This window comes from Ralstonia pickettii, assembly GCF_030582395.1.
GTDB classification, from domain to species: domain Bacteria; phylum Pseudomonadota; class Gammaproteobacteria; order Burkholderiales; family Burkholderiaceae; genus Ralstonia; species Ralstonia pickettii_D.
On record NZ_CP104381.1, the window covers coordinates 2,789,598 to 2,806,283 of the forward strand.

Genomic DNA, 16,686 nt, shown 5'->3' on the forward strand with positions numbered 1-16,686 from the left:
GAAGGAGATAGCGCGGTTTATGCAGAAACCACGTGAGAGAACGGCAGGCAACAGCGCCCTCGCTGGAGGCGGGCAGAGCGCTGATGGTCATGCTCCGGCGAATGGAGGAGCGTGCGGTTTGTCGTCGGGCCGCGCGGCGCGACAGGCCTGTCAAATGCGGTAGGCGGTGGCGGTCATCACACGCGATGCAGCGCGCATGGCCTGGCGGATGGGCGCAGGCAGGTCGATGCCACCGGCTTGGCGCGCGTTATCGCCGTGGCGGATTTCGTCGTCGCGCATCTGGGCGACGATGGCACGCGAGCGGGAGTCCTGTTCGGGCAACTTGTCGAGATGACCGTCCAGGTGATGCTCGACTTGGCGCTCGGTCTCTGCAACGAAACCGAGGCTGATCTTGTCGCCGAGGCGCCCCGCGACCGCGCCGATCGCGAATGCGCCGGCATACCAGAGGGGGTTCAGCAGGCTGGGGCGGTCGTTCAGTTCCTGCAAGCGCTGGGCGCACCAAGCAAGGTGGTCTTCTTCTTCGCGTGCGGCCTCGTCAAGCTGGGCGCGGATGGCCGGATCCCGCGCAAACAGGGCTTGCCCCTGATACAGGGCCTGGGCGCAGACCTCGCCGACATGGTTCACGCGCATCAGGCCGGCGGCATGGCGGCGGTCGGCCTCGGGAAGCTTGGCCATAGCATCGGCCGTATCCGCGGAGGCGGCGGAGGCGATGACGGCATCGGCAGGATTCGGTCGGCTGGCGCGGGTGACGCCCGCCACAGCGCGCAAGGCGCGGTCAAATTCGGAGAGGAAACGGTCGAGCATGAGTACAGGCGCCGTCGGCAGTGGCGTGCGGCGCAGTTGCCATTGTAAGGCCGACACGACGCGGGACTTTGCGTACCGTCAGAACAGTGCCGACCAAACAGTACTGTACGGGATAACCCTGCGAGGGCGGGGATCGCATCTGAAACCGCAAGGAATCGACGGCGGACAACCTCCATCTATTTCAAATTCGGAAACAGCCTGTTGCCGAGATCAGACAGCAAACGCGCGTTTGCGAACATTCGTTCGCAAATTTCGACCGACTGCTGCAGCGCATTGCTACATTAGTCAGCGACTTCGTTTGAAAGTCATGGGGCGGAAAGACAAGAACGGAGGGTCTGCCCGCCACTGAACTCAATAAATAAAGATCTGGAGACCGACCGATGAAGAAATCGCTGCTGGCATTGGCAGTGCTGGGCACATTTGCAGGTGTCGCGCAGGCTCAGTCGAGTGTGACGCTGTACGGCGTGGTCGACGCCAACGTCGAATACGTCAACCATGAGCAGAACGTAACGGCGGCTGGTGCCGCTATTCCGGGCAGCAGCGGTTCGCGCCTTGCGATGCAGGCAGGGGGCCTGTCTTCCAACCGTTGGGGCTTGCGCGGCATCGAAGACCTCGGCGGCGGGCTCAAGAGCCTGTTCGTTCTGGAGTCGGGCTTCTCGATGGATGACGGCAAGTTGCAGCAAGGCGGCCGCCTGTTCGGCCGGCAAGCCTTCGTCGGGCTGCAAGGCGACTGGGGCAAGATCACCCTGGGCCGCCAGTACACGACAATCTTCGACATGATGGCCAACTTCTCGCCCAGCGGTTACGCCACGCAGTGGGAGCCGGTGGTGGGCCTGCTAGGTGCGAACTTCCGCGAAGACAACGTGATCAAGTACACGGGTGCGTTCGGCCCGCTGACCGTGGAAGGCCACTGGTCGTTCGGCGAGCGTGCAGGCAGCAACACCGCCAACTCGGCATACGGCATCGGCGCCAACTACTTCGCAGGCCCGTTCGGCTTGGGTGTCGCATATGACGAAGTGAAGGTGCTGTCGGCACAGGAGATCGGTGGTGCGCCGGGCAACGACTACGGCCGCGACAAGCGCGCCGCAGTCGCCGCCAGCTACACCGTCGGCCCCGTCAAGGTGATGGGCGGTTACCGCTACGGCAATACCGCCGCACCGAGCACTGGCACGCCGGCCCTGACACCGCACCGCGACGATCTCTATTGGCTGGGTGTGAATTACCAGGCCACGACTGCGCTGGGCCTGACGCTGTCGTACTACTACGACAACATCAAGGAAGCGACGATCGCGGGTACCACGGTCAACCCGCGCAAGCCGCAGCAGTGGAACTTCATCGCGGACTACAACTTCTCGAAGCGCACCGACGTGTACCTGACAGCAGCGTACTCGCGCAATGGCTCGCTGAACTGGGATTCGATTGGCTACACGCCGACGGGGACATCGGTAGGCTACCTGCCGGCCGCATCGCAGACGTACTTCATCACGCCTGACTCGAACAACCAAGTCGGTGTCGCAGTGGGTGTGCGCCACAAGTTCTGACGCACGCTTCGGTTTTGCCCGCCGTCCCTCTCCTTGGCGGGCGCAGGAAGGCACCTTCGGGTGCCTTTTTGCATGGCCGCGCGCTATGCTCCTGCGATCGAACCCGCCGCCGGACCGCAAGGCCCCAGCACCACATCGCGCGACGCGGTTCATAACGACAACAACACGAACCTCACCGGAGACCAGCATGTCCTCATCAACTTCCCCAACCCTGGCGTCCGCCACTTCGGATGGGACCGCCGACGCCAGCCGCTCGCGCATCGTCTTTGCGAGCTTCATCGGCACGGCTATCGAGTTCTACGATTTCTACGTCTATGCGACAGCCGCGGCGCTGGTCATCGGCCCCGTGTTCTTTCCGCATGGGTCCGCCACGGCACAAGCGCTGTCGGCGTTCGTCACGTTTGGCATCGCGTTCATCGCGCGGCCGATCGGCTCGTTTCTGTTCGGCCACTTTGGTGATCGCATCGGGCGCAAGTCGACGCTGGTGGCGTCTCTGCTGGTGATGGGCATTTCGACCACGCTGATCGGACTCGTGCCGGGGTACGACAGCATCGGCACGCTCGCACCGATCCTGCTGTGCATCCTGCGCTTCGGCCAGGGCATCGGCCTGGGTGGTGAATGGGGCGGCGCGGCGCTGCTGGCCACGGAGAATGCACCAGCGGGCAAACGCGCCTGGTTCGGCATGTTTCCGCAGCTCGGCCCGTCGGTCGGTTTCCTGGCTTCGAACGGTCTTTTCTTCGGGCTGGCGATCGCACTGTCCGATGAGCAGTTCCGCAGCTGGGGCTGGCGCGTGCCGTTCCTGGTCAGCGCAGTGCTGGTGGCGCTGGGCTTGTATGTGCGATTGAAGATCGCCGAGACCCCCGCATTCCAGGCAGCCATCGATCGGCAGGAGCGCGTGAAGGTGCCGGTCGCCACGCTGCTGGCGCACCACTGGTGGCCGACGCTGCTGGGCGCACTGGCGATGGTCGTCTGCTACACGCTGTTTTATATCTCGACGGTATTTTCGCTGTCGTACGGCGTGGGCACGTTGCATTTCTCGCGCCCGAGCTTCCTGGGTCTGCTGTGCCTGGCCGTGGTCTTCATGGGGCTGGCGACGCCGCTGTCGGCATGGGCGTCGGACCGTTTTGGGCGCAAGCCGGTACTGATCGTCGGCATCATCGCCGCCATTTTGTCGGGCTTCACGATGGCGCCGCTGCTGGGGAGCGGGCAGACACCGCTGGTGGCCCTGTTCCTCATCATCGAACTGTTCCTGATGGGCGTGACCTTCGCTCCGATGGGCGCGCTGCTGCCGGAGCTGTTCCCGACCAACGTGCGCTACACCGGGGCCGGCGTGTCGTACAACCTGGGCGGCATTCTGGGGGCGTCGATTGCGCCGTATATCGCGCAGAAGCTGGCTCAGCAAGGCGGCCTGAGCTGGGTGGGCATGTATGTGTCGGCGGCCGCGGTGGTCAGCCTGATCGGCGTGCTTTGCATGCGTGAAACGCGGGATACCCGGCTGATGTAAGGACCACGCATAGCAACGCGCTCAATCCCACGAGTGGCGGCCGGAGCGACCACGCTTGACGTCGCCGCGCGCGCGCTTGCCTTCCAGACGGCGCGTCTTGGAAGCGCGCGTAGGCTTGGTGGCGATCCGCGACTTCGGCACCGAAAGCCCCGTCGCGATGAACGCGATCAGACGTTCACGGGCATCCTGGCGGTTGCGGTCTTGCGTGCGAAACCGCTGAGCATCAATCACAATCACGCCCTCGTCGGTCAAGCGGCGGTCGTGCTTTCCCAACAAGCGAGCCCGCAATGCCTCCGGCAACGACGGCGATTGGGCGATGTCAAAGCGCAACTCCACCGCCGTCGATACCTTGTTGATGTTCTGCCCACCCGCTCCGCTTGCGCGCACAAAGCGCTCGACCAGCTCGGACTCCGGAATAGACAATTGGGGGGTGATTTTGAGATCGGTGCCGGGCATTGGAGCATTGTAGGGAGAACCGGCTTTTCCTGGAGATCAACGTATGTATCGCGGAGAACGTTTCAACGGCTTCAGCCACCTGGCCGGGGCCATCCTTGCCGCCGGGGGCATGGCCGTTCTGGTGACGTCGTCCGCCCTGCACCACGACGCGTGGAAGGTCGTCAGTTCCGTGGTCTACGGCACGACGCTCGTCCTGCTCTACACGATCTCCACGCTGTATCACAGCCTGCGCGGGCCGGCCAAGAGCCTGTTCCAGCGCCTCGACTATTGCGCCATCTATTTGCTGATCGCCGGGAGCTACACGCCGTTTGCGCTGGTCACGCTGCGCGGCCCCTGGGGTTGGGCGCTGTTCGGCATCAACTGGGCACTGGCGGCCATCGGGATTGCGCAGGAACTCTGGATCGGCCGCCGCACGCGCCTGTTTTCCCTGCTGATCTACGTGGTGATGGGCTGGCTGATGCTGATTGCCATGGGGCCGCTGGCGGCAGCGCTGCCCGCACCGGGCCTGTGGTGGGTGGTAGCCGGTGGCGCGCTGTATACGGCCGGTATCGCCTTCTTTCTCTTTGACGAGAAGGTGAGGCACTTCCACGGCATCTGGCACCTGTTCGTATTGGCCGGCAGTGCGTGCCAGTTCGTCAGCATCCTCCTGTACGTGGGTTGACCCCGGCCATACGTTCCTGTGGTGCGCCAAAAAAAAGCCGCGACGAATCGCGGCCTTTTCTTTGCAGCGACGCAGACTCAGGCGCGCTTCTTCATCGCCTCGTCGCGCAGTTCACGGCGCAGGATCTTGCCGACGTTGGTCTTCGGCAGCTCGTTGCGAAACTCGATAAACTTCGGGCGCTTGTAGCCGGTCAGCTGGTCCTTGCAGAACTCCTGCAGCTTCTGCTCCGTGAGCGACGGATCGCGACGCACCACGAACAGCTTCACCACCTCGCCCGAATGCACGTCCGGCACACCCACGGCGGCCACTTCCAGCACGCCCGGGCACATCGCCACCACGCCTTCGATCTCGTTCGGGTACACGTTGAAGCCCGACACCAGAATCATGTCCTTCTTGCGATCGACGATCTTGGTGTAACCGCGCTCGTCCATCACGCCGACGTCGCCGGTCTTGAAGAAGCCGTCGGCGTACATGACCTTGGCGGTCTCGTCCGGGCGCTTCCAGTAACCAGCCATGACCTGGGGGCCGCGGATGCAAATTTCGCCCGCCTGGCCGATCGGCAGGTCGCGGCCTTCGTCGTCGCGGATGGCGATTTCCGTGCCCGGAATCGGCAGGCCGACGGTACCCGAGAACTTATCGGTATCCGTTGGGTTGCAGATGGCAGACGGCGAGGTTTCCGACAAACCATAGCCTTCGATGATCGGGCACCCCGTCACCTCGAGCCACTTCTTGGCCACGGCCTCTTGCACCGCCATGCCGCCACCGTTGGCCACGCGCAGGTTCGAGCAGTCCACATCCTTGAATTCGGGGTTGTTCAGCAGCGCGTTGTAGAGCGTGTTCACGGCCGGGAACATGTGGAAGCGGTACTGCTTGAGCACCTTGATGAAGCCCGGGATATCGCGCGGGTTCGGGATCAGCACCGCCAGCCCGCCCTTGCGCATCGACAGCAGGCAACACACCGTCAGCGCGAAGATGTGATACAGCGGCAGCGCGGTGATCGTGACGATCTCTTCGTCGGCGCCCAGCATGCGGCCATCGCGGCCTGGCTTGGTGAGCGCCGGGTTCATCCAGGCTTCCGATTGCAACACGTTCGCGACGATGTTCCGATGCAGCAGCGTCGCACCCTTCGACACGCCGGTCGTGCCGCCCGTGTATTGCAGGAAGGCCACGTCGTCGGGGCCGACGGACGTCGGCTTGAGCGTCTGCTTGGCGCCCTCCTCCAGCGCGGTGTTGAAGCGGATGCAGTTGGGCAGTTCCCACGCCGGCACCATCTTCTTCACGCTGCGCACGACGAAATTGACCAGCATGCCCTTCAGCCCGCCGAGCATGTCGCCCATGCTGGCCACCACGATGTGCTTGACCGGCGTATTGGGCAGCACCTGCTGCAGCGTCGTCGCGAAATTCTCAAGGATGATGATGGCTTCGGCGCCGCTGTCCTTGAGCTGGTGTTCCAGTTCGCGCGGGGTGTAAAGCGGATTGACGTTGACGACCACATAGCCGGCACGCAGCACGGCGGCCAGCGCCACGGGGTACTGCAACACGTTCGGCATCATCAGCGCGACACGGGCGCCAGGGGCCAGGCCGCGCGATTGCAGCCACGCCGCCAGTTGGCGCGAAAGCGTATCCAGCTCGCCGTAGGTCAGCACCTTTCCCATGCATTCAAATGCACGGCGGTTACGGTTCTTCTGGAAGGAATCCTCAAGCAGATGGGCCAGCGATCGATACTGCGATGCATCGATCTCGGCCGGCACCCCGGCGGGATACTGCTTCAGCCACGGCTTATCCATGGGTGTGTCTCCTGGCGATTGTCGATTTTTTCGAATGGTCGTTCGTTTTTTTCGGCATCCTACGCGGATGTGCGTGTCAAAACAATAACTTAGACAGTTCCCTCAGCCTGCCGGGCCTGCTTGAAACGGACGCCTAAACCGCTGTTGGCATCACTTTTGCATGATGCTTGCCGACGTCGCCATCGCGGGAGGCGCCATCAATCGCAGAGCGGCCTCGCGCTGCGGTCTGGATTCGCGTGCCATGGCTTTGACATCGGCATAGAAGCGCGCCCAGTCGCCGCCATCACGGTGATACAGCGCCGTGAACGCCGGCACCCATTCCAGGTAGCTCGCGACGGCCCCCAGATGCGCGTTCGACAGTGGCTGCGCAAACCAGCGGTCGTAACCGGTATAACCGCCCCAACTTGCTTTCAGTTTGGCGTAATCGGCCTGCAGGCTCGCGAAGATGGCGCGTTTTCCGGCGCGCTTCTCGTCGTCCGACACTGGGCTGGCATACAGCGCCTCGAGCCGGTTGCGGTACTCCAGCAGCAGGGCGCGGAATTGTACGCGGCGGGCGTCGTACGTGGCGTATTCCGCGCGAATTTCGGGCGTCGCGGCATCCGCCAGCCAGCGTTCGACGCCGATGGTTTCGACGGCGGTGGCAAACGATTCGTTGAACGCGGTATCGCCCTTGGCGTAGACAACCTGATGCGCCAGCTCATGAAAAATCAGCCGCGCCAACTCGCCTTCCGGCAGGCCGACGAAGGTATTGAGCAGCGGGTCGTCGAAATAGCCCAGTGTGGAATACGCAGGAATGCCGGCCACATCCACGTCCAGGCCTTGGGCACGCAGCGTGTCAGCATAGGCCATGGCGGCGTTGCGGTCGTAGTACCCGCGATACGTCACGCAGCCGACGACGAGGAAACACCATTCCTTGAGCTTGACCGACAACTCAGGCGCGGCAAATACATTCCACACCGCAAAGGGGCGCTTGAGATTGGCATAGACGCGATAGCTGCCGTTGTCGGGCAGGCCCAGCTCGCGCGAGGCATAGATGCGAATGCTCCGCGCATCTTCCAACCGCTTGGCGAGCTTGTCGTTGTGGGCTTGCCGAGCATTGTCGATGGCCTGGTCGATCGACTCACGCTGCGCCATCAGCGAGAGATGTCCGCTGACCGACTGGAAGTAATAACCGACGGTGTCGCAGCCGGCCAGCAACGCCGAACCGGCAAGCGACAGCGCAAGGCACAGCGCGCGTGCGGCACGCATGATGGCTCCGTCAGGCGGCCTGAGCCAACGGCGCGACCTCGACCAGGCAATCGTAGAAGGTGGGCGCACGGCCCATGTCGGTCAGGCGCTGGCTGGTCAGCTCGTTGGCGTTGGTGCCGTCGGGCGCGAGCTTCTTCCACCAGATCGACAGGCCGACGACCACCCCACGCCGCGCACGGTCGGTCACGCGGGCGCGCGCCTGCATAGTGCCGCGATCATTGAAGATGCGGACCAGCTCGCCATCGACGACGCCGCGTGCATTCGCGTCGTCGGGGTGGATGTCGAGATGCGGCTCGCCTTCGGTGCTGCGCAGGCTGTCGACGTTGACGAAGGTGGAGTTGAGGAAGTTGCGCGCCGGCGGCGAAATCATCGACAGCGGATAACGCTTGGCCAACTCGGGCGTGCTGATTGCCGATTCGTACGGCGGCACATAGCCGGGCAGCGGGTCGAGTCCGTCGTTGGCCATCTGCTCGGAATAGAACTCGCAGCGGCCTGACGGCGTGCGATAGCCGCCACGTGCCAGCGGCGCGGCCGGGTGCGCCAGCTTCTGCCAACCGTCGCGCTTGAGCGTGGCCCAATCGATGTGCGCGGCGGCCGGATCATCACGGCGCACGGCCTGGCTGGCGATATCGTCGTCCGAGTCGGCAAAGCAGGCGTCGTCAAAACCCATGCGCCGGGCAATGCGACGGAAGATCTCCGTATTCGGCAGCGACTGGCCCATCGGCGCAATGGCAGCGTTATTGGCCAGCACGTAAGTGTGGCCATACGCCTTGTGTACATCGACGTGTTCGAGCTGCGTGGTGGCGGGCAGGAGGATGTCGGCGTAGTCGGCGGTGTCGGTCTGGAAGTGTTCCAGCACCACGGTGAAGAGGTCTTCACGTGCAAAGCCTGCGGCGACCTTGCGCGAATCCGGTGCCACCGCCACGGGGTTGCTGTTGTAGACGACCACCGCCTCGACCTTCGGGCCGAACGATGCGTCGCCCGCATGCAGCAGCGCATCGCCGATGGTGCTCATGTTGATCGTGCGCGGCATGCGGGGCCACGTCGGGAGCAAATCCGGGCGCTGCAGCTTCGCGGTGTCGATGGGGAAGAAGCCTGACGTGGACAGTTGCAGGCCGCCCGCAGCATCGCGCCACGCGCCCACCAGCGACGGGAGGCATGCGACGGCGCGCACGCCCTGCCCGCCGCCATGCGCGCGTTGCATGCCGTAGTTCAGGCGAATGGCCGCCGGCTGTCTATCGCGCACGACGGTCGTGCCATACAGTTTGGCGAGCCATTCGATATCCGCCGCGTCTACTCCGCACAGCGTGGCCGCATATTCCGGCGTGTATTGCTGCGCACGCTCACGTAGCGCCTCGAAACCGAGCGTGTGATTGGCGATGTAGTCGTGGTCGAGCAGGTCATCGCGGATCAACACGTGGATCATCGCCAATGCCAGCGCCGCATCGGTACCGGGGCGCACCGCCAAGTGGCGATGGCACTTCTCGGCCGTCAGCGAGCGATACGGATCAATGGCAACCAGCGTGGCGCCGCGCCGTTTGGCTTCCTGTGCGCGCGTCCAGAAATGCAGGTTCGATGCGATCGGATTGGCGCCCCAGATCAGGATCAGCTTGGCGTCCTGCACGTGCTCGATGTCCATGCCGAGGCTCGCGCCATACGTGTAGCGCAGCGCCGTCGCGCCGGCCGATGCGCAGATTGTGCGATCCAGCAGCGACGCGCCCAGCTTGTGGAAGAAGCGCGCCGCCATGCTTTCGCCCTGCACCAGGCCCATCGTGCCGGCGTAGCTATACGGGAGGATGGCCTCCGGGTTGCGTGCCGCAATCTCGCCCAGGCGCGTGGCGATGGTGTCGATGGCCTCATCCCACGAAATCGGTTCGAACTTGCCCTCGCCCTTGGCGCCCACACGCTTCATCGGCGTCAACAGGCGGTTTGGGTGGTACGTGCGCTCGGCATACCGATTGACCTTGGTGCACAGCACGCCGGCCGTCGTCGGGTGGTCCGGATCGCCCTGCACGCGGGTGGCACGGCCATCTTCGACGGTGACAAGCAAGGCGCAGGTGTCGGGGCAGTCGTGCGGGCAGGCGGCACGGATGACTTGGGTGGACATCAGGGGGGCTCCGGAGTGGGGGGGGCGGCGGGTGCATTCGGTGTCGACGCACCGCCGCGGGTATCCGGAAATTGTAATCGCCCGCTAGGGGCTTCGCAGCGGCGTAGAGCCGCGCGGGACGAGCCGCCCCGTGAGCAGCACACGGCGCGTCGGCAAGGTGGGCTGCCCGAGGCGCTCCTGCAGCATCGCCATTGCCATGCGGCCGATGTCGTAGACCGGTTGCTCGATCACGGTGATGCCCGGGCCGGCGAGTTCGGTCCAGGGCTCGTTGTCAAAGCCCGCCACGGCGATATCACGCGGCACATCGAGCGACAGCCGCCGCAACGCCCGCAGCACGCCCAGCAGCGATTGCGCGTTACTCGCGACCAGCGCGTCGGGGCGATCACGTTCCGCGCCGGACAGCCACGCCAGCGTCTCGGCCTCCGCCGCCTCGGCCGTCGGCAGGATGAAGCGTGCCTCGGCGGTGATGCCGTGGCGTGCCAGCGCTGTCGCGAATCCGGCCTGCCGCTCGGCGCCTGTGCTGCTGGTCCGCCCGAACAGGCCACCGATACGCCGGTAACCCTGCGCTGCAAGGTGTTCGGCCAGCGCTTGCGCGGCCTGCTGGTTGTCGAGCACGACGGCATCGGTGCCGCATGTCGGGCCGGCACGGTCGATCAGCACGACCGGGTACCCGAGATCTACGGGTTGCTGCGCTTCGGCAATGCCGCGCGTTGGCGAGAGGATCACGCCGGTCACGCGCTCCTCTTCCATCAGGCGCAGGTACATCGCTTCCTTCTCCGGGTCTTCATCGGAATTGCACAGGATGACGCGCAGGCCGGCGGCATAGGCCGCGTCTTCCACCGCCCGGCTGACGCTGGTGAAAAACGGATTGCGGATGTCTGAGACGATCAGCCCGACCGTCTGCGCCTGTTGCGAGCGCAGCCGCCGCGCTGACAGGTTCGGCCGATACCCGGACGCCGCCACCGCCGCATCGACGCGTCGGCGCAGCTCCGCGCTGACGGGGCCGCCCGCGAGCGCGCGCGACACGGTTGCCACCGACACACCCGCTGCCGCCGCCACGTCCTTGATTCGAACCGTCATGCTGAAATCGTTTCCATAAAAGTTGCCATCATATCCAATGGCCGCATCGTCACCAACGTCTTGCCCACCTAGGGAAAACCCTTTGAATACTGGGGCAGACGTCACTTTGTATCGCGCCGCACATTGACACCCGCACTGTAATCGATTTCAATTCGCGATCATTGACGACACGCATGCCGGGCCTTCGAGCACGGCAGCCGCAGGAGACCCCCGCCGCATGGCTTCCGCCCTGATCTGCGCCGAACGCATCCGTCTGCAGCAACGCGCCACCGACAAGGAAAGCGCCATCCGCGCTGCCGGCCAGTTGCTGGCCGACGCCGGCTGCATCGATCCCGCCTATATCGACAGCCTCCTGCGCCGCGAAACCGTGGCCAACACGTTTCTCGGCCACGGCGTCGCCATTCCGCACGGCATGGGCGAGGACCGCCACCTGATCCGCCAGACGGGCATTGCGGTGCTGCAGTTTCCTGACGGGCTGGAGTGGCACCCGGGCCAAACGACGCACCTGGTGTTTGCCATTGCCGCGCAGTCGGACGAACACATCACGCTGCTGCGCCGACTGACGCGGCTGCTGAATGACGACGCGCGCCTACGGCATCTCTTCACCACGCAGAATGCTGAAGAACTTGTCGCCGCACTCTCCAGCGACGCACCCGCGCCCGCCGCCGACACTCCTGGCACCGACCTCGCCGAGCAGCGCACCTTGACGCTGGAATACCCGAGTGGCCTGCACGCCCGCCCGGCCGCGCAGTGGGTCGAAACCGCGCGTCGCTTTGCCGCGCGGGTGCAAGTCCGCCATGGCGACGAAACCGCCGATGCCAAGAATCTCGTGGCGTTGCTGCAATTGGGGCTGGCGGCCGGCGCCAAGCTCAGCCTCTCTGCGGAAGGCCCCGACGCCGGGGCCGCGCTCGACGCGCTGCTGCTGACCATCCGAGGTCTGACGGCGCAGGAACGTGCCCAGGCGGCGCGCGACACGCAGGCAGCCCGCACCCGACAGACCGCGCACGGTTGGCAAGCCGACGCGGCGTTGCCCGCCATCGGCGGCATTGCGGCGAGCCCTGGCTTGGCGATCGGCCCCATCCACGTGTTGCAGCACGGTGCGTCGACCGTCCCCGACCATCCCATCGCACTGACCACCGGTGGCGATCTGCTAGACGCGGCGCTGGCCCGCACGCGCGCCGAGCTGGAAGCCCTGGCACGCGACACCGCCGCTCGCCTGGGCGAAGCCGAATCAGGCATCTTCAAGGCGCAGGCCGAACTGCTGGGCGACACCGACCTCATGACGCTGACGTGCCAAGCCATGGTCGAAGGCCACGGCGTGGCGTGGTCCTGGCATCAGGCCGTCGAGCGTCTGGCCGAACGACTGGGCGCGCTTGGCAACCCGCTGCTCGCAGCACGCGCGGCAGATCTGCGCGACGTGGGGCGCCGCGTGCTCGGCCATATCGATCCGTCGCTGCGCAGTGCAGCGCAAACGCTGCCCGACACGCCCTGCATCCTGGTGGCGGCGGACCTGTCGCCTTCGGATACGGCGGCGCTCGACACGCGACGCATCATCGGCATCGTCACGGCGCAAGGCGGTCCGACCTCGCACACGGCCATCCTGACGCGCACGCTCGGCATACCGGCCGTCGTGGCCGCCGGCCCTGCCGTGCTCGATGTGGCGACGGGCACGCAGGCCATCATCGACGGGACGGGCGGCCGTCTGGTGCTCGATCCCGACGACGCCAGCATCGCGAGCGCCCGCGCCTGGCTGCAGGAAGACGCCGCACGCACGCAGCGCGAGGAGGCGGAGCGCGGCTTGCCCGCCCGCACGCGTGACGGCCACACGGTGGAGATCGCCGCCAACGTCAACCTGCCCGCACAGGCGGTCGAAGCGCTCTCGCTCGGCGCGGAAGGCGTGGGCCTGATGCGCACCGAATTCCTGTTCCTCGAACGCGATCATGCGCCCGACGAAGACACGCAATACGCGGTCTACGCCGCCATGCTCAAGGCCCTTGGCGGCCGTCCGCTGATCGTGCGCACGCTGGACATCGGCGGCGACAAGCAGGTCCCGCATCTGAATCTGCCGACGGAAGAGAACCCGTTCCTCGGCGTGCGCGGTGCGCGGCTGCTGCTGCGCCGGCCCGACCTCATGGAGCCGCAATTGCGCGCGCTTTATCGAGCCGCCCGCGATGTCGGCGAGCCGGCCGCCCTGTCGATCATGTTTCCGATGATCACCTCGCTGGAGGAGGTGACCGCCCTTCGCGCCGCCTGCGAACGCATCCGCGCTGAACTCGACGCGCCCACGGTGCCGCTGGGCATCATGGTGGAGGTGCCGGCCGCCGCACTGCTGGCCGATCGGCTGGCCGAGCATGTCGACTTCTTCTCCATCGGGACGAACGACCTCACGCAATACACACTGGCGATCGATCGCCAGCATCCCGACCTCGCCGCTGAGGCCGACAGCCTGCACCCGAGCGTGCTGCGTCTGATCCAGCAGACGGTGCAAGGCGCCGCGCGCCACGGGCGCTGGGTCGGCGTATGCGGCGGGCTCGCCGGAGACCCGTTCGGAGCATTGCTGCTGACGGGACTTGGCGTGCACGAGTTGTCGATGAGCCCCCGCGATATTGCGCCGGTCAAGGCGCGGCTGCGCGAGGCGCACCTCCGCGCGCTGTCGCAGCTCGCAGAACGCGCGCTGGCCTGCGCTTCCGCCCAGGAAGTGCGCGCCCTGGAAACCTCATTGCCGATGCAAGGCGGTGGCGAGGAGAAGGCCGCATGAGCCGCCCGTCGCGCATCGTCACCGTCACGCTCAACCCGGCCATCGACATGACCGTCGGGCTGGAGCGCCTCGAACGCGGCCGCGTCAACATCGGCAGCAGCGTCGCCCAACAGGCCGGCGGCAAGGGCGTCAACGTCGCTGCCTGCCTCGCCGACTGGGAGGTGCCGGTGATTGCCACGGGGCTCCTCGGCGACGCCAATGCCGAACTGTTCGAGGCGCTGTTTGCGCGCAAGGGCGTGGTCGACGGCTTCTGCCGCGTGCCCGGCACCAATCGCACCAACATCAAGATCAGCGACCAGGCAGACGGGCAGACCACCGACATCAATCTGCCCGGCATTGACGCCACGCCCGCCGACTTCGACGCGCTGTGCGACCGCATTGACGCGCTTGCCGACATTGCCGGCGCTGCGCTGTGCGGCAGCCTGGCGGGAGGTTTGCCGCCGGATACCTACGTGAGATTGCTGGCGCGGCTGAATCGCCGCGGCGTACCGACCTTGGTCGACACGAGCGGCGCCCCGCTCGCACAGGTCCTGGCCGCGCCGCGGGACGAGCTGCCGACGGCCATCAAGCCCAATCGGCACGAACTGGAACTGTGGGCGGGTACATCGCTGCCGACGCTGGCTGAAACGGCGGACGTGGCGCGCGCCATCCATGCGCGGGGCGTGGCGCAGGTCATCGTGTCGCTCGGCGAGGAAGGCGCGCTGTTCGTCACGGCAGACGGCACTTGGCAGGCGAGTCTGCCGCCGGTGCGCGCCGCCAGCACCGTCGGCGCGGGTGACGCCATGGTGGCCGGCGTGCTGGCCGGTTGGCACGCCGGTGCCGGCACGGAAGAGACCGTGCGCCTTTCGGTGGCCTTTGCCGCGTGCAAGCTGCAGCGCCTGGGGCCTCACCTCCCCGCCCCGGGCGAAGTGCGCGAACGCGCCGCCGCCGTCCAGATGCAGCGCGTGGCCTGAAGCCCCGACCATCACATCGCATCGCCACACGCTCAACGCATTCAAGGAGCCGATCATGGCAAACCTGCTGGCAATTCTCGGTGCGGACGGCCGCACCACCCGCGCGATGCTCGCCGGCGCGGCCCTGCGCCACGCGGCGCGCGAATCCGGCTACAAACTCGACGTCGACGTGCGCAGCCCGGACACCGCCTCGGTCGTCGACACGGCGGCCCTGGCCACCGCCAAAGCCGTCGTCTGGGCGGGCCTGTCGCCAGATGCCGCGGCTCGTGACGCCAATCCGCGTACGCTTGAAGTCACACTTGACGAGGTTCTCGCCGACGCCCGCGCCGTACTGGCCCGCGTGATGAATGGCGCCTCGCCCGCGCCAGAATCCGGTACGCAAGCTCAACGCATTGTCGCCATCACGTCGTGCCCGACCGGCATCGCGCACACCTTCATGGCCGCCGAGGCGCTCGCCCAGGCCGCCGGCGCGCTCGGCCACACGATCCACGTCGAGACGCAAGGCTCCGTAGGCGCACAGAACACGCTGTCGGCCGCCGCCATCGCCAGTGCGGATCTCGTGCTGATCGCCGCGGACACGCAGGTGGACCTGTCGCGCTTTGCCGGCAAGCGCGTCTTCCGCGCCGGCACCAAGGCCGCCATCCACGACGGGCAGGCGCTGATCCGCCGCGCCTTCGACGAGGCCGCCGTGGAAGGTGCCGCGACGGCGCAATCCGCGCACGCCGCGGCCGCCACCGCTGAACAGCAGCGCACCGGCCCGTACAAGCACCTGATGACCGGCGTGTCGTTCATGCTGCCTTTCGTGGTGGCGGGGGGCATCCTGATTGCGCTGGCGTTTGCCCTCGGCGGCATCTACGTCACCGACGCCTCGGCCAGCCATACGCTGGGCGGCGCGCTGTTCCAGATCGGTGCCAAGTCAGCGTTTGCCTTGATGGTGCCCGTGCTCGCCGGATACATCGCGTATTCGATCGCCAGCCGGCCGGGCATCGCACCCGGGATGGTCGGAGGCATGTTGGCCGCCAGCCTGGGCGCCGGGTTTCTTGGCGGCATCGTGGCCGGCTTTGTCGCTGGCTATGGCACCGAGGCGCTCAACCGTTGGCTGAAGCTGCCGCGCAACCTGGAAGGGCTGAAACCGGTGCTGATCCTGCCCGTGCTCGGGTGCCTTTTGACGGGCTTGGTGATGCTGTATGTGGTGGGCGCGCCGGTTGCCGCGCTGCTTGCATCCCTGACGACCTGGCTGCGCGGCATGCAAGGCGCCAACGCGGTCCCGCTGGGCGCGCTGCTGGGCGGCATGATGGCGTTTGACATGGGCGGTCCCATCAACAAGGCTGCGTATGCCTTCAGCACCGGGCTGATCGGCGCGCAGGTCTACACGCCGATGGCGGCCACGATGGCCGCAGGCATGACGCCGCCGTTGGGTATCGCGCTGGCGGCATGGCTCTTCCCGTCGCGATTCACGCGGGACGAGCGCCAGGCGGCGCGCGCCACCGCCGTGCTCGGCCTGGCCTTCATTAGCGAGGGGGCAATCCCGTATGCCGCGCGCGACCCGTTCCGCGTGATTCCCGCGCTGGTGGCGGGTTCCGCGTGCGCGGGTGCCCTGTCAATGTTGTTCGGGGTGGAACTGCGCGTGCCGCACGGCGGGGCATTCGTGCTGCCGATCCCGAACGCGGTAACGCATCTCGGCGGCTACGTGGCGGCGCTGATTGCCGGCACCGTCGTCACCGCCTTGCTGCTCGCGCTGATGAAGCGCCGGGTTGCTGACGCGGCCTGAAACGGCCCTCTTGTGA

Annotated in this window: 12 protein-coding genes; 6 read left to right on the top strand and 6 right to left on the bottom strand. The window is 66.2% G+C overall.

Going from position 1 to position 16,686, the window contains the following annotated elements:
• Positions 1-150: 150 nt before the first annotated feature.
• Positions 151-804 carry a 2-polyprenyl-3-methyl-6-methoxy-1,4-benzoquinone monooxygenase gene (coq7, locus tag N5B55_RS13475; protein WP_304538431.1) on the bottom strand — a complete coding sequence of 218 codons (654 nt, stop codon included), beginning with the start codon at positions 802-804 and terminating at the stop codon, positions 151-153.
• 380 nt (positions 805-1,184) lie between these two features.
• Between coq7 and N5B55_RS13480 the strand changes: the two genes are divergently transcribed.
• Complete coding sequence (locus N5B55_RS13480) at positions 1,185-2,345, top strand: porin (RefSeq protein WP_178961066.1); 1,161 nt, start codon at positions 1,185-1,187, stop codon at positions 2,343-2,345.
• A gap of 187 nt (positions 2,346-2,532) precedes the next feature.
• Positions 2,533-3,849, top strand: a complete 1,317-nt coding sequence (locus tag N5B55_RS13485) for an MFS transporter (protein ID WP_304538432.1) — start codon at positions 2,533-2,535, stop codon at positions 3,847-3,849.
• A gap of 21 nt (positions 3,850-3,870) precedes the next feature.
• Here N5B55_RS13485 and arfB read toward each other — a convergent pair whose 3' ends face one another.
• The gene (arfB, locus tag N5B55_RS13490) at positions 3,871-4,305 is read right to left on the bottom strand and encodes an alternative ribosome rescue aminoacyl-tRNA hydrolase ArfB (protein WP_304538433.1); all 435 of its coding nucleotides are present in this window, start codon (positions 4,303-4,305) and stop codon (positions 3,871-3,873) included.
• Between the two features lie 43 nt (positions 4,306-4,348).
• On the opposite strand from arfB, the gene trhA reads away from it, so the two are divergent.
• Positions 4,349-4,966: a PAQR family membrane homeostasis protein TrhA gene (trhA, locus tag N5B55_RS13495; RefSeq protein ID WP_304538434.1), complete on the top strand. Its 618-nt coding sequence runs from the start codon at positions 4,349-4,351 to the stop codon at positions 4,964-4,966.
• A gap of 77 nt (positions 4,967-5,043) precedes the next feature.
• Here the strand turns inward: trhA and N5B55_RS13500 are convergent, their stop codons facing one another.
• The 4 genes from N5B55_RS13500 to N5B55_RS13515 form a co-directional block, all read right to left on the bottom strand.
• Positions 5,044-6,753: a long-chain fatty acid--CoA ligase gene (locus tag N5B55_RS13500; protein WP_304538435.1), complete on the bottom strand. Its 1,710-nt coding sequence runs from the start codon at positions 6,751-6,753 to the stop codon at positions 5,044-5,046.
• Positions 6,754-6,903: 150 nt separating this feature from the next.
• Complete coding sequence (locus N5B55_RS13505; protein ID WP_304538436.1) at positions 6,904-8,001, bottom strand: aminopeptidase; 1,098 nt, start codon at positions 7,999-8,001, stop codon at positions 6,904-6,906.
• A gap of 10 nt (positions 8,002-8,011) precedes the next feature.
• Positions 8,012-10,108 carry a molybdopterin-containing oxidoreductase family protein gene (locus N5B55_RS13510; RefSeq protein WP_304538437.1) on the bottom strand — a complete coding sequence of 699 codons (2,097 nt, stop codon included), beginning with the start codon at positions 10,106-10,108 and terminating at the stop codon, positions 8,012-8,014.
• A gap of 84 nt (positions 10,109-10,192) precedes the next feature.
• Positions 10,193-11,188, bottom strand: coding sequence for a LacI family DNA-binding transcriptional regulator (locus N5B55_RS13515; protein WP_065856108.1), 996 nt, complete (start codon positions 11,186-11,188; stop codon positions 10,193-10,195).
• A 217-nt stretch (positions 11,189-11,405) separates the two neighbouring features.
• On the opposite strand from N5B55_RS13515, the gene ptsP reads away from it, so the two are divergent.
• Genes ptsP through N5B55_RS13530 form a run of 3 tightly spaced genes read left to right on the top strand, consistent with a single transcriptional unit; the run spans position 11,406 to position 16,670 of the window.
• A complete protein-coding gene (gene ptsP / locus N5B55_RS13520; RefSeq protein WP_304538438.1) occupies positions 11,406-13,946 on the top strand; it encodes a phosphoenolpyruvate--protein phosphotransferase in 2,541 nt (846 codons plus the stop codon).
• A complete protein-coding gene (pfkB, locus tag N5B55_RS13525; RefSeq protein ID WP_304538439.1) occupies positions 13,943-14,899 on the top strand; it encodes a 1-phosphofructokinase in 957 nt (318 codons plus the stop codon). Before ptsP ends, pfkB begins: the two co-directional genes overlap by 4 nt.
• A 55-nt stretch (positions 14,900-14,954) precedes the next feature.
• Complete coding sequence (locus N5B55_RS13530; protein WP_304538440.1) at positions 14,955-16,670, top strand: PTS fructose transporter subunit IIC; 1,716 nt, start codon at positions 14,955-14,957, stop codon at positions 16,668-16,670.
• The last annotated feature ends 16 nt before the right edge of the window (positions 16,671-16,686 follow it).

Bases quoted from the DNA above. Each gene is read 5' to 3' on its own strand.
- trhA (WP_304538434.1), top strand. From the start codon at position 4,349: ATGTATCGCGGAGAACGTTTCAACGGCTTCAGCCACCTGGCCGGGGCC.
- N5B55_RS13500 (WP_304538435.1), bottom strand. From the start codon at position 6,753: ATGGATAAGCCGTGGCTGAAGCAGTATCCCGCCGGGGTGCCGGCCGAG.
- arfB (WP_304538433.1), bottom strand. From the start codon at position 4,305: ATGCCCGGCACCGATCTCAAAATCACCCCCCAATTGTCTATTCCGGAG.
- N5B55_RS13515 (WP_065856108.1), bottom strand. From the start codon at position 11,188: ATGACGGTTCGAATCAAGGACGTGGCGGCGGCAGCGGGTGTGTCGGTG.
- N5B55_RS13480 (WP_178961066.1), top strand. From the start codon at position 1,185: ATGAAGAAATCGCTGCTGGCATTGGCAGTGCTGGGCACATTTGCAGGT.
- N5B55_RS13485 (WP_304538432.1), top strand. From the start codon at position 2,533: ATGTCCTCATCAACTTCCCCAACCCTGGCGTCCGCCACTTCGGATGGG.
- N5B55_RS13530 (WP_304538440.1), top strand. From the start codon at position 14,955: ATGGCAAACCTGCTGGCAATTCTCGGTGCGGACGGCCGCACCACCCGC.
- pfkB (WP_304538439.1), top strand. From the start codon at position 13,943: ATGAGCCGCCCGTCGCGCATCGTCACCGTCACGCTCAACCCGGCCATC.
- N5B55_RS13510 (WP_304538437.1), bottom strand. From the start codon at position 10,108: ATGTCCACCCAAGTCATCCGTGCCGCCTGCCCGCACGACTGCCCCGAC.
- ptsP (WP_304538438.1), top strand. From the start codon at position 11,406: ATGGCTTCCGCCCTGATCTGCGCCGAACGCATCCGTCTGCAGCAACGC.
- coq7 (WP_304538431.1), bottom strand. From the start codon at position 804: ATGCTCGACCGTTTCCTCTCCGAATTTGACCGCGCCTTGCGCGCTGTG.
- N5B55_RS13505 (WP_304538436.1), bottom strand. From the start codon at position 8,001: ATGCGTGCCGCACGCGCGCTGTGCCTTGCGCTGTCGCTTGCCGGTTCG.